Source organism: Pseudomonas sp. R9.37 (assembly GCF_963878885.1).
Lineage (GTDB): Bacteria > Pseudomonadota > Gammaproteobacteria > Pseudomonadales > Pseudomonadaceae > Aquipseudomonas.
In genome coordinates this window covers 39,201-53,689 of sequence record NZ_CAWNZA010000014.1, presented here as the reverse complement: position 1 = coordinate 53,689, position 14,489 = coordinate 39,201, and the positions used below count along the sequence as shown (strand labels likewise).

The 14,489-nt window shown below is 64.2% G+C and carries 15 protein-coding genes; 3 read left to right on the top strand and 12 right to left on the bottom strand.

Going from position 1 to position 14,489, the window contains the following annotated elements; translation table 11 throughout:
• From AACU78_RS11130 to AACU78_RS11080, 11 genes are all read right to left on the bottom strand, one after another.
• Window positions 1-496 (bottom strand): general secretion pathway protein GspN (locus AACU78_RS11130; protein ID WP_106580559.1); only part of this gene is annotated, 496 nt, incomplete at its 3' end.
• Window positions 493-1,092 carry a type II secretion system protein GspM gene (gene gspM, locus AACU78_RS11125; protein WP_106580558.1) on the bottom strand — a complete coding sequence of 200 codons (600 nt, stop codon included), beginning with the start codon at window positions 1,090-1,092 and terminating at the stop codon, window positions 493-495. The genes gspM and AACU78_RS11130, both read right to left, overlap by 4 nt.
• Window positions 1,067-2,059, bottom strand: a complete 993-nt coding sequence (locus AACU78_RS11120; protein WP_106580557.1) for a type II secretion system protein GspL — start codon at window positions 2,057-2,059, stop codon at window positions 1,067-1,069. The genes gspM and AACU78_RS11120 overlap by 26 nt, the downstream gene beginning before the upstream one ends.
• Window positions 2,056-2,757 (bottom strand): general secretion pathway protein GspK, encoded by a 702-nt coding sequence (locus tag AACU78_RS11115; protein WP_106580556.1) that lies wholly within the window; start codon window positions 2,755-2,757, stop codon window positions 2,056-2,058. Before AACU78_RS11115 ends, AACU78_RS11120 begins: the two co-directional genes overlap by 4 nt.
• Complete coding sequence (locus AACU78_RS11110; RefSeq protein WP_106580555.1) at window positions 2,754-3,362, bottom strand: prepilin-type N-terminal cleavage/methylation domain-containing protein; 609 nt, start codon at window positions 3,360-3,362, stop codon at window positions 2,754-2,756. The genes AACU78_RS11115 and AACU78_RS11110 overlap by 4 nt, the downstream gene beginning before the upstream one ends.
• On the bottom strand, window positions 3,359-3,691 hold the full coding sequence (locus tag AACU78_RS11105) for a type II secretion system protein (RefSeq protein WP_106580554.1): 333 nt from the start codon (window positions 3,689-3,691) through the stop codon (window positions 3,359-3,361). Before AACU78_RS11105 ends, AACU78_RS11110 begins: the two co-directional genes overlap by 4 nt.
• Window positions 3,688-4,113: a prepilin-type N-terminal cleavage/methylation domain-containing protein gene (locus AACU78_RS11100; RefSeq protein ID WP_106580553.1), complete on the bottom strand. Its 426-nt coding sequence runs from the start codon at window positions 4,111-4,113 to the stop codon at window positions 3,688-3,690. Before AACU78_RS11100 ends, AACU78_RS11105 begins: the two co-directional genes overlap by 4 nt.
• Before the next feature lie 7 nt (window positions 4,114-4,120).
• A complete protein-coding gene (gspG, locus tag AACU78_RS11095; RefSeq protein ID WP_106580552.1) occupies window positions 4,121-4,546 on the bottom strand; it encodes a type II secretion system major pseudopilin GspG in 426 nt (141 codons plus the stop codon).
• Window positions 4,547-4,566: 20 nt separating this feature from the next.
• Window positions 4,567-5,763 (bottom strand): type II secretion system inner membrane protein GspF, encoded by a 1,197-nt coding sequence (gene gspF, locus AACU78_RS11090; protein ID WP_106580551.1) that lies wholly within the window; start codon window positions 5,761-5,763, stop codon window positions 4,567-4,569.
• A complete protein-coding gene (gene gspE, locus AACU78_RS11085) occupies window positions 5,760-7,457 on the bottom strand; it encodes a type II secretion system ATPase GspE (protein WP_106580550.1) in 1,698 nt (565 codons plus the stop codon). Before gspE ends, gspF begins: the two co-directional genes overlap by 4 nt.
• A 263-nt stretch (window positions 7,458-7,720) precedes the next feature.
• Window positions 7,721-8,761, bottom strand: coding sequence for a LacI family DNA-binding transcriptional regulator (locus tag AACU78_RS11080; protein WP_106580549.1), 1,041 nt, complete (start codon window positions 8,759-8,761; stop codon window positions 7,721-7,723).
• A 205-nt stretch (window positions 8,762-8,966) separates the two neighbouring features.
• On the opposite strand from AACU78_RS11080, the gene AACU78_RS11075 reads away from it, so the two are divergent.
• The 3 genes from AACU78_RS11075 to AACU78_RS11065 are packed head-to-tail and all read left to right on the top strand — an operon-like array spanning window position 8,967 to window position 13,422.
• A complete protein-coding gene (locus AACU78_RS11075; RefSeq protein WP_106580548.1) occupies window positions 8,967-11,159 on the top strand; it encodes a TonB-dependent receptor in 2,193 nt (730 codons plus the stop codon).
• Between the two features lie 2 nt (window positions 11,160-11,161).
• Complete coding sequence (locus AACU78_RS11070) at window positions 11,162-12,493, top strand: LLM class flavin-dependent oxidoreductase (protein ID WP_106580547.1); 1,332 nt, start codon at window positions 11,162-11,164, stop codon at window positions 12,491-12,493.
• Window positions 12,490-13,422 carry a sulfonate ABC transporter substrate-binding protein gene (locus AACU78_RS11065; RefSeq protein WP_106580546.1) on the top strand — a complete coding sequence of 311 codons (933 nt, stop codon included), beginning with the start codon at window positions 12,490-12,492 and terminating at the stop codon, window positions 13,420-13,422. The genes AACU78_RS11070 and AACU78_RS11065 overlap by 4 nt, the downstream gene beginning before the upstream one ends.
• 271 nt (window positions 13,423-13,693) lie before the next feature.
• On the opposite strand, the gene fecE is transcribed toward AACU78_RS11065, so the two are convergent.
• On the bottom strand, window positions 13,694-14,485 hold the full coding sequence (fecE, locus tag AACU78_RS11060) for a Fe(3+) dicitrate ABC transporter ATP-binding protein FecE (RefSeq protein ID WP_106580545.1): 792 nt from the start codon (window positions 14,483-14,485) through the stop codon (window positions 13,694-13,696).
• Between the last annotated feature and the right edge of the window lie 4 nt (window positions 14,486-14,489).

The window sequence follows — 14,489 nt, the reverse complement described above, 5'->3', positions numbered from 1 at the left end:
GAGTAATCGGGGGCCGGGGGGACGGCGGCGGCAGGCGCTTGGCATAGAGGTTCAAGGTTTGCGTGCGGCCATCCAGGGCAAAACGGGCGTATTGCGGCGTCAGGTGTTCCAGGCGCCAGCCGTTGGGCAGCGTCTGGCCCACGCGCACGGTCAGCGGACGGCCGTCGGCCTGCTTGAGCATCGCCAGTTGCAGGTTGCCGGTGATCATGATGCCGCTGAGGGTCAGGTTGGCCAGGCTCGAGACCCGGGCTTTGCCCACCACGCTGTCGGGGCTGCGATCAGGGCTGAACAGCGGCGTTTGCCAGGTGGCGGCAAGGCTGTCGAGCGTGACGCTTGGCGCCACGCGCGCACTGACCGCAGGGTGCGCGCGCGCGACGGGTTCGGGCAGCCACTGCGGTTGATCGCCGATGCTGCTGAGGATCACCGCCATCAGCACGCCGAGTACCCCGGCCAGGCCGAGCAAGCCCCATTCCAGGGGGCGCAGGGCGCCGATCATCGCGCCACCTGCGGCTGCAGATAGCCGCGCACCAACAGCTGCACCAGCAGTTTTCCCGCCCCACCGGTGGCGGGCGCCTGCTGGCCACGGCGGATGCGCAGCTCATCCACAAACAAAAACGGCGGCTGGTACTCCAGCTCATGCAGCACGGCTTCCAAGGGCTCGATGGCGCAGTTCAGGGTCAGGCTGACTTTGACCTGGCGATACGGCTCGCCCTCGTCCTGCTCCGGGGTGATGGGCTTGCGTTGGGTCAGGCTGCAGCCGCCGCCGAGCGTGGCGTGACTGTTGATCAGGTCGGCAAGGCGCTGCATCAGGTCGGCGGCCACCACGTCGGGGTCATCGCCCGGCAACAGGCTGGTGCTGCTCGCCGGGTCCTGGCGGGCCTGTTGAAGTTGCTGGCGCAGCGCATCGCCCTGGCGCACCACGCCGGCGTAGCGTTGCTGCTGCTCGCGCAACTGCTCGGCCTGTTCGCCCATGTCACGCAAGGGGCCGGCGAACCAGCTGTCGATCAACAGCCAGTAGGCCGCGCCGACGACCACGGCCAGCAATAACAAGGCCGCGCCGCGACGTTCACGGGGTGTGAGGGGTCGGCGCATCGGCGGCCTCCTGGCGTAGGTGGGCACGCAAGGCAAACTGGTCCTTGCCGGTGCGCGCATCGGGTTGAATCACCCCTTCGAACTGGGCGTTTTCCAGGCTGTGGCAACCCTTGATGCGGGTGATCAGCGCGCTGGCCTTGGCGCTTTGCCCAGAGATGGAAATCTCGCCGTCCTTGACGTCCAACTGGTCGAGCCAGGTGTCGGCGGGCAGGCAGGTGGTGAGGTCATTGAGCAACGCGGCCAAGGGCGGCTGCGCCAGCTTGCGCTGGGTCAGGTATTGCGCCGCGCCACGGGTATTGAGCAGTTGCTGGCGCAGGGCGTGCACCTCGGCGACCTGGGCTTTTTGCTGCTGCACGCTGGCGTGCATGGCGTCGAGCACGCGCTGGCGGTCGTTGAGCCACAGCCACATCGCCGCAATCAGCAAGGCGCCGCACAGCCACGGCAGGCTGCGTTGCAGGCCTTTGCCGGAGTGGCGTTGGCGCGGTCGCAGCGGCGTCGGGAGCAAGTCGATGCCCAGGTGGTTCACGTCCACCCGATGAGGGTGCACGCCGAGGGCGGCGCAGTCGGTGAGGATCTGGTCCAGCTGTTCGCGCAGGATCGCCACCAGTGTGACTTGCAGGTGCGTGGCGGTGCGTTGATCCTGGCGCGCGACAAAGTACAGCTGGTCAGCCTCGAAGGGCGTGTAGCGATCCAGCTCGTACCCGACCACAGCGTTCAGGTTGCGCGCGGCGGCCAGCGGCAGTTGCACGGTTTGCAGCAGCACCGCATCGGGCGCGAGCATCAGCACCTGGCGCGCGCTACCGAGTGCGACCGGTTCGCTCAGTGGCCAGTGGCAGACCTGCTCAGGCGGCTCGCTCAGGGCCAGCCATTTCGGTACACAGGCGCGCAACTCCGCGAGCCACAGGCGCCAGCCCTGTTGCAGCAGGCTGCCACGCCAGTGCCGGGCGATGGGTTCCAGTCGATTCATTCTTGCCAACGCAGCACCCGGTAGGGTTGCGCGCTGTCCTCCGAGGGGCTCAATAAAACAGTGAGTTGCAGGCGTGCCTGATAGCCGCCGGGACGCTGTGCGTGGCTGTCGACCACCAGCACCACACCCGGGTCGGCGCCTTCGGCGTTCTGGCGCGGCAAGTTCAGCGCCTTGCGCATCAGCGGGCTGGCGAAGGCCGGATCGGGTCGATCCAGGTCACTCCACAGGGTGATTTGCGGCAGCAATTGGCTGTACAGGGTTTGTGTCATGCCGGGCAGCTGGCGCACTTCTTCCAGCACCCGAAACGGCGGCAGGCCGTGCTTGCGGCGCGCCTCGAAGGCTTTGATCAATTGGTCGGCCTGGGCCTGGGTGGCGCCGCAGGCCAGGGCCAGGCGCATCAAGTCGTCGGCCTCGGCGTTGATCAGGTAAAGCTTGCCGCGCTCGCTGCGCAGGCTGACGTGCAACTGGGCATCGTCGAAGGTCAGCGCGATGTCACGGCCGTCGGCAATCCAGCGTCGATCGGCCATGACCAGGGCGATGCCGGCTTCGGCAGCCAGCACGGTCTGGGTGTGCTGGCGCAACCACAGGGCCTGGCGGCTTTGCAGCTGCACCCAACCGGCCAGGCCGCCGAGCAGTACGCTGAGCAAGGCCAGCGCCCACAGCACCAGCAACAGCGCGGCGCCGCGTTGGCGCCTCATTCCTCCAGCGCTCCGCTTGCGAGGTTCAGACGCAGGGCAATCACCTGGGTAACCCACGGCAGCGGGCCGTCGACGCGCGCGGCAATGCGCACCGCAGCGGGCAAACGCTTGGGCCACGGCCATTGGCTGACCCATCCGGTGGCTTGGCCCAAAGGCGATACGCCGCGGTAACTGAACTGCACGTCCTGGAGGTTCTTGAGCAGCACTTGCGGCTCACTGCGGGCGACGTTGGTGTGCGATTCGAGCTGAGAAAACGACACCTGCAACGCCTGTTTTTGCACTTGCAGCGTGAACCGCTGAATGCCGCCGCCCAGCACACCCGGCAGCGTCGCCACAAACTGCAATCGCTGGGGCATGCCGACAAAAAAACCATCGGTCTGGCTGTCATCTTCGGTCACGTCCAGCGGCAGCGCTTCACTGATCGCCGTGCGTAAAAACTGCTGGGCGGCGCGCATCTCATCCAGGCTGGTGGTGTAGCGCTGGGCCTTGGACACGGCACGATTGGCGCCCAGCAACGCGCCGCCCACCAGCACCAGCAACACCGCGAGCAGGCTCAGCACCACGAGGATTTCCAGCAAGGTGAAGCCCTGCTCGCGGCGCTTCACAGGCGCGCCTTCAAGGTACTGAAACGAGCCTGGTGCGGCCCTTCGCTGACGGTCAGGTCGAGGCGAAACACGTGGGGCTGTTGTCGGGTCTGGGTCAGTTGCCAGTGGATGCCCTGCAGGTCACCTTCACTGACCCCCTCAGTCAGCGGCCCCGCCGCCTCCTGGTCGAGCACCGTCAACGCCGCATGGGTGAGGCGGTCGCTGTGGGCGACTTGCGACAACGAGCGCGCGCTCTGGCCAAAGGCGACCAGCAACACTGTGCCGCACACCGCCATCAATGTCAGCGCGGCGAGCATTTCAATCAAGGTGAAGCCCGTCTGGTATTTCATGGCAGCGCCCTGGACTGCACGCTACCGGTCAGCCAGCCCACGTCAATGCGCCAGCGCCGGCTGCCATTGGCCAACAACAGGTGGCCGCCGGTTGAGCTGCCGTCGGGGTAAAACTCGACAGCCGAGCCGGCCTGTTCGGCAGTGTGCAGGCTCACGTGCAACTCAGCCGGCCAGCGTTGCAGCGCGCGGCCCGGTGCCTGGAAGGTCATTTTTTGCAGATCGAACTCAGTGCGCGCCACCGCGCCGCTGACAACCGCCCCGGCCCGCGTGGTTCGCAGTGCATCGACCATCTGCCCGACCACACGGCGCTCTTGCGCCGCCTGCAAACCCTGGCGCACGCCCAGCCCCAACAACCCGGCGGCGAGGCCGATCAACAGGATGACCACCAGCATTTCCAGCAGGGTAAAGCCGCGCTGGGCCATGGCGAGGTTATTCCCAGTTGCCCAGGTCGGCGCTGTAACCATCGCCGCCCGGCTGGCCGTCCTGACCGTAGAAAATCAGGTCGAAGGCGCCGTGCTCGCCCGGGTAGCGATAGCCGAAGGCATGGCCAAACGGGTCTTTGAGGTCGGATGGCTTGGCGTAGGGGCCGGCCCAGCTGGCTGCGTTGACGGGCTTGTCCACCAGCTGTTGCAGGCTGTTGGGCGGTGCGCCGACGTCGAGGGCATAGCTGTCGATCTTCATGCTCAGGCCGGCCAGTTGCGCCTTGCCTGCGCCGTACCTGCCCTTGTCCACGTTGCCGCCGACCTGGCGCACCACAATGGTTGCGACAATGCCCAGCAACACGATCACCGCGAGCATTTCGAGCAGGGTGAAGCCGCTTTGGCGGCGTGTCGATCTGAGTTGAAGGTGTCGCATGGGAGTGGCTCCTTGAAGGTTCATATATTGCTGGTCAGGCTCATCAGCGGCAGCATGATCGCCAGCATGATCACCGCCACCAGCACGGCCATGACCACCGTCAGCGACGGCACCAGCGCGGCGAGCAGGCGGTCGATGCCGCGTTTGGCTTCGACGTCGAACACCTCGGCGACCTTGAGCAGCATGCTGTCCAGTTCACCGGCCTGTTCGCCGACTTCAATCATTTGCAGGGCCAGGTCTGGCAGCAGCGGTTGCGCGCCGAACGCGCTGGCGAGGGTGCCGCCGCCTTTTACCGATTCCGCCGCCTCCGCCACTTGGGCTTGCAGCGCCCGGTTGGTGCAGACTTGGCGGGCAATGACGAGTGCCTGCAGCAAGGCCACGCCGTTGCTGAGCAGGGTGCCGAGGGTGCGCGTCAGTCGGGCTGCTTCGACGCGTTGCAGCAGCGGGCCGATCACACGAATGCCGAGCAGGCGGCGGTCATAGCGCTGCCTGCGCAGCGGATCACGCAGGCGTGCCGCCACGATCCAGATGGCCGCAACCAGCGCGCCCAGAACCCACAAGCCATAAGCGCCGAGGAACTGGCCAAGCGCAAGAATGACCTCGGTGATCAGCGGAATCGGCACGCCGAGGTCCTGGAAAATCGGCACGAATTGCGGCACCACGTACGCCAGCAACAGCGCCAGCGAACCCACCACACCGACCACCAGGAACGCCGGGTAGATCAGCGCATTGATGACGTCGCCGCGCAGCAATTGGCTGCGTTCCAGATAGTCGCCCAACTGGTGCAAGGTGCTTTCCAGCGCGCCACCGGCCTCACCGGCGCGCACCATGCTCAAGTACAGCGCCGAGAACGTGTCGCCCTCCTCCTCCAGTGCGGCGGATAACGGCTTGCCCGCCTTGACGTGGTCGCGGATACGCTCGATCAGCGCCCGCACCTGGGGTTGGCCGGGTTGCCTGAGCAGCAGGCCCAGCGAACGCTCAAGCGGCTGGCCGGCGCCGAGCAACGTGGCCAGTTGCTGGGTAAAGCTCACCAGGGCCGCGCCCTTCAACGGCCCGCGCGCAGTGCGCAGCAGCGGGCTGCCGGCCACTTCGATGTGCAACAGCAGTAAACCGCGTTTGTGCAGGACGGCGATGGCCGCCGCCTGGTCCTGGGCTTGCAGCGTGCCGTTGTGGGCCACGCCCTGGCTGTCCAGCGCGCGAAACCTGAACAGGGTCACGCGCCCTCTCCACGGGTGACGCGCAGCACTTCTTCCAGCGAGGTGACGCCCGCCAGCGCCTGGCGCAGGCCTTCTTCATGCAAGGTGCGCAGACCGGCGCGGCGCGCAGCCTGCTCCAGCGTGGCGGCGTCGGCGTGGCGCATCAACAGGCTGCGCAGTTCGTCGTTCATCACCAGCAATTCGGTGATTGCACTGCGACCGCGATAACTGCCCTTGTAGAGCAGGATCGGGCGCTGGTCGGTCAAGCGATCCAGGCCATGTTCTTCGATCAGTTCCGGCGCGGCTTCAAATGCCACGCGGGTCGCCGGGTCCAGGCGCCGTACCAGGCGCTGGGCGAGAATGCCGCTGACCGTCGAGGCGATCAGGTAGCTTTCCACGCCCATGTCCAGCAAGCGCGTGATGCTCGCGGCGGCGCTGTTGGTGTGCAGGGTGGAGAGCACAAGGTGACCGGTGAGCGAGGACTGGATGGCGATGCGGCAGGTCTCCAGGTCGCGGATTTCGCCGACCATGATCACGTCCGGGTCCTGGCGCACGATGGAGCGCAGCGCGCCGGCGAAGTCCAGGCCAATGGCGGGTTTGACCTGGATCTGATTGATGCCTTCGAGCTGGTATTCCACCGGGTCTTCGACGGTGATGATCTTGCGTTCAGCGGTGTTGAGCCGCGACAACGCGGTGTAGAGCGTGGTGGTTTTGCCCGAGCCGGTGGGCCCGGTGACCAGCAGGATCCCGTGCGGGCGTTCAAGCAGGTCGAGAAACGCCGCCAGGCGCTGGCCGTCAAAGCCCAGGCTTTGGAAGTCGAACTGCACGGTTTGCCGGTCGAGCAAGCGCATCACCACCGATTCGCCGAAGCTGGTAGGCACCGTGGACACGCGCAGGTCCAGCGCCTTGCCCTGCACACGCAGCATGATCCGCCCGTCCTGGGGCAGGCGCCGTTCGGCGATGTCCAGGCGCGCCATGATCTTGACCCGTGAGATCACCGCCGCCGACGAACTGGCGGGTGGCGCTTCGGCGTCGTGCAGCACACCGTCGATGCGGTAACGCACCTTGAGCTGGTTTTCGAAGGGTTCGATGTGGATATCCGACGCGCGCTGTTCCACCGCACGCTGCAGGATCAGGTTGACCAGGCGAATCACCGGCGCTTCGGAGGCCATGTCCTTGAGGTGTTCGATATCTTCCAGCGCCCCGCCCTGCTCATCGAGGTTTTCGATCAGGGTGCCCATGGCGGACCGGCCCTGGCCGTAGTAACGCTCGATCAGCGTGTCGACTTCAGTGCGCGGGCCGATGGCCAGCCACACCGGCACCTGGCAGGCGTAGGCCAGGGCTTGAAAGGGATAGAGGTGCGCCGGGTTGGCCGCCAATACGCGCAGGCCACCTTGGGCCCAGCCCATGGGCACCACTTGGTAGTGGCGCATAAAGCGTTCAGTGAGGGCGGGCAACGGGTCGAGCAGCGGCGGCGCGGCATCGGCCAGTAACAGCGGCGCGCCAAGCAGGTCCGCCCAGGCGCGGGCCAGCTCGATTTCGGAGACCAGCCCCAGACGCGCAAGCAGCCCGAGCAGGTCGCCGGCGTCCGTAGACAGACGCCGGGCGCGCTCCAGGTCGACCGTTTTCAGCCCGGCGTGCCGCATCAGCCACGCGCACACGTGGTCGGTGTGCGGGATCTGCAGAGTGCAGGCATCGGTGGGCATTGACGACATAGTGTGGGGTGTCTAGTTGCGAGAAAGTATGGCTATTTGGAACTACTGGCCAATACCGGAGAAGTGCCATTAGTTCGCCACGCCGCAGTCGGGGTTAACCGGGTTAATCGACTGAAAGTTGTAAATCTAGTTCCTGATGGCTGGAAACAAACTGAAAAGAATACACATTGGCTGTCCCGGATTTCCGGCACAGCCCTTGATTTAGAGCCTTTGAGTGAATCAACAGAATTGGGCTAGTTGCAATTAGCCACTTCGCTAGTTATTCAAGTGCTCTCACGTTCAATCAAGCGACACTCCAGAAGATTCAATCGCACAACTTCATCCTCCACCGGTAGAACACCCAAACTTTCAAGTACCCGCGTGGCGGCTAATATTCCGATTTCCAGGGCCGGCGGTTTTATCGTGCTCAGACTCGGCAAAAGCATTTCGGCAAAGGGGTAATCACCAAAACCGAGCACGGCGCAGTCTTGCGGGATGTTCAATCCGGCACGCTGGCCCGCCAGCAAACCACCGGCGGCGAGGTTATCGTTGGCGAAGAAAATCGCATCCGGCGGCGTGGCGTGGCTCATCAGCACCTGCATTGCCTGCTTGCCGGCTTCGAAAGGCGCCAGGTCCGCCTCCGGAGCATACACCCAAGGCTGCATACCCAGTTCGGTGACAGTGGCGGCATAACCGTCGCGCCGCTCCAGCGCGCTGAAGTCGCCGGGCGCACTGTTCTGCACGAAGGCGATACGCCGATACCCTTTGGCATGCAGGTAGCGCGCAGCGCGGACGCCCACCTGGTAATGGGAGAAGCCAATCTGCAAGGGTTCGCGCGCGGGCACGTAATCCCAGGTTTCCACCACCGGAATGTCTGCCTCAGCGATCATCTTTTCAGTGCCCGCGCTGTGAAAACGACTGGTCAGTACCAACGCCGCCGGCGACCACCCGAGAAACGCGCGCACCGCGCTTTCTTCCTGGTCGGCGCTGAAGTAACTGGACGCCAATAGCAGCTGATAACCATGGCGGCTCAGCGTGTCACTGAAGCCCTGAATGGTGTTGGCGAAGATCGGCCCGGAGATGTTGGGAATCACCATGGCCACGATGCGACCGCGCGCCGAGGCCAACCCGCCGGCCACCAGATTGGGCACATAACCCAACTCGGCCACCACCGCTGCGATCCGCTCCCGGCGCTCTGGCGAGACCTGCTCTGGCTGATTGAAATAGCGCGACACGGTGATCGCCGACACCCCGGCCTGGCGCGCCACGGTATTAAGAGTGACGCGCCCGGCGCCACGGCGTTTGCGCGGTTTTTCTTCGCTCAAAAGGCAATCCTGTTAAACACAAAAAGGCATATAGGACTAATTTTTTAGTATTTGACGCTCTAAACCAGACCTACCAATAATGCCGATGTTAGCGCTAACAAAGCGCTTTGTCTGCTACTCGCTCGAGCGAATGCCCAAGACACGACACAGGCGCTGACGGTCGCAGAACCGCAGCGATTCAGGGCATTTTTCGAGCGGGCACAGCATGCACAACTTTCCACGTCACACTCATTTATTGTTGCTCGCCGGGCTGACCGCCCTCCCCGCGCCGGGCGTATTTGCCGCCGATACGCAGGAGCCTACGCTCAAATCCGTCACGGTCACCGCGACGCGGCGTGAAGAGTCGCTGCAAAAAGTCCCGGTGGCGGTTTCGGTGCTCGATGGCGAGCAACTGGAGCGCGACAACCGCAACGGCGTGGCGAGCATCGTGCAGCAAGTGCCGTCGCTGAACTTTCGCACCGGCGCGTCGAACAAGGACACCTCGTTGTTCGTGCGCGGCGTGGGCACCATTTCCACCTCCCCAGGCGTTGAACCGACCGTGGCCACCGTGATCGACGGCGTGGTCTATGCGCGTCCGGGCCAGGCCACCCTCGACCTGCTGGACCTTGAGCGCATCGAAGTGCTGCGCGGCCCGCAAGGCACCCTGTTCGGCAAGAACGCCTCGGCCGGCGTACTGAACATCACCAGCAAGGCACCCACCGCCGAGACCCACGGCTATATCGATCAGTCGTATTACAGCGGCAATGAAAGCCGCACGCGTTTCGGCATTGGCGGCAGCCTGGTGCCGGACGTGCTCAAGGGCTCGATCAGCACGCTGTTCGGCAGTTACGACGGTAATGTGGATAACAAAAACAACGGCCAGGAGGTCAACGGCTACAACCACAAAGGTATTCGCGGCAAGCTGGAATTCACCCCCAGTGATGAGGTGAAACTGACCTTGATCGCCGACTATATGCAGGCCCACGATGACGGCCCGAACGGCGTGGTGAGCAAGTCGCTGACACCCGCGTTTGCCAATGCGTTGAGCCCGGTGCGTGCGTCCAGCGACAACCGCAATATCAACACCGACACGCGCAGCCATGTCGAAGACACCAATAAAGGGTTATCGGCGCAGCTGGACTGGAACCTGGGCGACTACACCCTGACCTCGATCACCGCCTGGCGCGGCTGGGACAACACCCAATACCAGGATGGCGACCGCCTAAGCACCGTAACCGCCGCCTTCCCCGGCACCGCCGACAAGGGCGAGCTGGCCTTCGACCAGTACTCCCAGGAACTGCGCCTGGCCTCGCCCAAGGGTGAATTCCTGGAGTACGTCGGTGGCCTGTTCTACATGCAAGGCAAGGACGAAGAGACCTACCAGCGCACGCTGACCACCCCGACGCGCACCGACCGCGGCATTGCCGACTACAGCACCACCAGCGACAGCTACGCGGCATTCGGTGAAACCACGCTGATTTTCACCTCACGCTTTCGCGGCATCGCCGGCCTGCGGTATACCCACGACGACCTGAAATACGATCACCGCCGCGTTTCCACCTCCGCTACCACGGTGAGTGGCATTCAACCTTCCACCCGCAGTGCCGGTTCGGTAGACGAGGACGGCTGGTCCGGGCGGCTGGGCGTGCAATACGACATCAGCGACAGCATCACCAGCTACCTGACCTACTCACGTGGCTACAAAGGCCCGGCGTACAACGTGTTTTTCAATATGCAGCCGCGCGACACCAACGCGCTCAAGCCGGAAACCTCCAACACCTGGGAAGCCGGGATCAAGGCCACCAGCTGGAACAATCGCCTGACCACCAACCTTGCGGTCTTCCACAGCGACTACGACAACTACCAGGCCAACTTTTTCGACACGGTCGCAGGCCAAGTCGTGACGCGCCTGATCAACGCCGGCAGCGTCAGCACTGAAGGTGTCGAACTCGATTACGCCTTGCAGGCCAGCCAGCAACTCAAGCTGTCCGGGGCCCTGGCTTACACCCGTGCGCGTATTGACGAATTCGCCTGCCCCGCCGGTGCGGCGGCAACGTGCAACGTGAATGGCAAACCGCTGCCGTTCAGCCCGGACTGGAAAAGCTACGTGCGCGCCGACTACAGCATCCCGCTGGAGAACGGCCTGGACGTTGAGCTGGGCACCGACTACAGCTGGCAGAGCGAAGTGCAGTACGACATCAGCCAGAACGTCGACACCAAACAAGGCGCCTATGGCATCTGGAACGCCAGCGTGGCCCTGGCCGACTACAGCAATGGCTGGCGCGTGGCGCTGCTGGCCAAGAACCTCGCCGACAAGTCCTACTCGCCGCTGCTGGCCAGCGGCGGTAACTACATCTACCGCGCCGTGCCCCGTGACGATGAACGTTACTTCGGCGTGCAACTGCGCAAGGATTTTTAAGCATGAGCCGTCAATTGAAACTCGGCGCCTTTCTCATGGCCACCGGGCACCACGTCGCCGCCTGGCGCCACCCGGAAGTGCCGGCCAACGCCGGGCTGGATTTCGCCCAGTACAAACGCCTGGCGCAGATCGCCGAGGCGGCCAAGTTCGACGCGCTGTTTGTGGCCGACAGCATTGCCGCCGCCACGGGTGAGATCGCCAGCCAGATGGCGCGTTCGGATCACTTCGAGCCGCTGACGTTGCTCTCGGCGTTGAGTGCGGTAACGGCGCATATCGGTCTGATCGCCACGGCGACCACCAGCTACAACGAGCCCTACCACGTGGCCCGCAAATTCGCCTCGCTGGATCACCTGTCCGGCGGTCGCGCGGGCTGGAACCTGGTGACCTCGGACAATGCCGCCGAGGCGCAGAATTTTGGCCGCGACGAACACCTGGACCATCGCGAGCGTTACAGCCGGGCGCGGGAATTTCATCAGGTGGTGACCGGGCTGTGGGACAGCTGGGAAGACGACGCTTTTGTGCGCAACAAAGCCAGCGGCCACTACTATGACCCGGCGAAATTGCATGTGCTGGACCACGTCGGCGAGCATTTCCGGGTCAAGGGTCCGTTGAACGTGGCCCGCTCGCCGCAGGGCCAGCCGGTGGTCGTGCAGGCGGGTTCTTCCGAAGCCGGCCGGGAGCTGGCCGCGCAGACCGCCGAGGTGGTGTTCACCGCGCAAACGTCGCTGGCCAGTGCGCAGGCGTTTTATGCCGACCTCAAAGGGCGCCTGGGCGGCTATGGGCGTGAGGCCGACGCGCTGAAAATCATGCCCGGCGTGTTTGTGGTGGTGGGGCCAACCGAGGCTGAGGCACAGGCGAAATTCGAGGCGTTCCAGGCGTTGGTCGAGCCCGAGGTGGGCGTGGCCTTGCTGGGGCGGATGCTGGGTAATTTCGACCTGTCCAAATACCCGTTGGACGGGCCGTTGCCGTCACTGCCATTGACCGACAGTGGGCAACGCAGCCGCCAGCAATTGCTCAGTGACCTGGCGAGCCAGGAGCAACTGACGCTGGCACAACTGGGCCGGCGGATTGCCGGTGGTCGCGGGCATTACAGCCTGATCGGCACGCCGCTGCAGATTGCCGATGAGCTGCAACGCTGGTTCGAAAACGGTGCGGCCGATGGTTTCAATATCCTGGTGCCGCATTTGCCGGGAGGGCTTGAGGATTTTGCCCAATGGGTGGTGCCCGAGCTGCAGCGGCGCGGCCTGTTCCGGACCGAATACACCGGCAGCACACTCAGGGAACACCTCGGTTTAGTCCGCCCGGCGAATCGTTTCAAGGCGGCTCAGGCATGAAAATCCCTTTGCTGTTGCTGACTCTGCTGGCCGTCACCCACACCGCGCTGGCGGCCGACCCCGCCACCCTGCGCATCGGCTATCAGAAAGGCTCTATCGCCCTGGTACTCGCCAAGGAACATGGTTTGCTGGAAAAACGCTTTGCTCATACCGCGGTGAAATGGGTCGAATTCCCCGCCGGCCCTCAGATGCTCGAAGCGCTGAACGTGGGCGCACTGGATGTAGGCTCTACCGGCGATATCCCGCCGCTGTTCGCACAAGCGGCCGGTGCCGACCTGGTCTACATCGGCGCCGAACCGCCCAAGCCAACCGCCGAAACAATCCTGGTGCGCAACGACAGCCCGCTGCACTCGGTTGCCGACCTCAAGGGCAAGAAAGTGGCGTTCCAGAAGGGCTCCAGCGCCCACAACCTGATCCTGCGCGCCTTGAATAAAGCCGGCCTGCGCTATCAGGATATTCAACCGGTGTACTTGCCCCCGGCCGACGCCCGCGCGGCGTTCGAGCAAGGCAGCGTGGACGCCTGGGCGATCTGGGAACCCTATTCGTCATTGGCGTTGAGCCAGAGCCCGAGCCATCTGCTGGCCAACGGCGAGGGCCTGGGTTTGTCGGGGCCGATGTACACCGCGCGGCGTGAGTATGCGCAGGCGAACGGCGCGTTTATCCATGCGCTGCTGGGTGAACTCAGTGCCGCTGAAGCGCTCACCCGCAGCCAGCGTGAAGACAGCTTGAAGGTATTGACCGCCTTTATGGGCCTGCCTGCCGAGGTGATTGCCCGCTATATGGATAACCGCCCGCCTTCGCCGATCCTGCCGATTGACGATACGATTGTGCAGGCACAGCAGGCGACGGCGGATCTGTTTTGTCAGAACCGTTTGTTGCCCAAGGCCATTGAAGTGAAGAAAGCCGTGTGGAGCGCTCAAGCCAACTGAGGCCCAGCCGTGCGGGAGCGGGATAGCTCGCGAACAGCGCGTGTCAGCCAACACATCAGGTGACTGACCCACCGCATTCGCGAGCAAGCCCGCTCCCACAGTTTTTTGGCTGCATTTCACATCAAGTCATCCGGGCAAGGCGGTCAGTAGCAGGCTAAACACGGTCAACCTGTGGGAGATGGCGTGTGTGCGATAGCGGTGGATCAGCCAACCTACTTAGCACTGACCCACCGCTTTCGCAGGCACGCCAACTCTCACACTTTGAATGACGTCAGGCTTGATTTCGGGTGCTTTTTTCCACGAGGCACATCGGTGTGCCGGCCACCGGCTCGCGCATGATCTGCACCTGCACATCGAATACTTGACGCATCAGTTCGGCGCTGATGACTTGGGCGGGCGCGCCGTGCGCGACCAGTTTGCCGCCGTGCATCACCGCCAGGTGGTCGGCATAGCGGCAGGCCTGGTTGATGTCGTGGAGCACGGTGATCACGGTCTTGCCTTCGGCGGCCAGTTCGCCCATCAGGTCGAGCAGTTCGACCTGGTGACTGATGTCGAGGTAGGTGGTGGGTTCGTCGAGCAGCACCACCGGTGCGTTCTGCGCCAGCACCATGGCCAGCCACGCGCGTTGGCGCTGGCCTCCGGACAAGTCCGCCAGGGCGCGGTCGGCCAGGGCGTCGAGTTCCAGGTGCTGCATGGCTTGTGTCACGTGGGCCTGGTCGTTGCCGCTCAGGCGCCCCCACAGCGAGTTGTGCGGGCTGCGGCCGTAAGCGATCAGTTGGCGCACGCTGACGCCCTCCGGCACCGGCAGCACCTGGGGCAAAAATGCGATCTGTTGTGCCAGTTGGCGGGCGGACAGGCTGGCGTAGGCGTGATCCCCCAACGTCAACTCGCCCTGGGTTGGCTTGAGGATGCGCGCGAAGGCCTTGAGCAAGGTGGACTTGCCGCAGCCATTGGGCCCGATCAACGCAGTGACACACCCCGGTGGCGGCGCGAACGACAACCCCTGCACGATGCGCGTGGCGCCGTAGCCGATGTCGAGTTGATGTGCTTTTAAAATGCTCATGTCA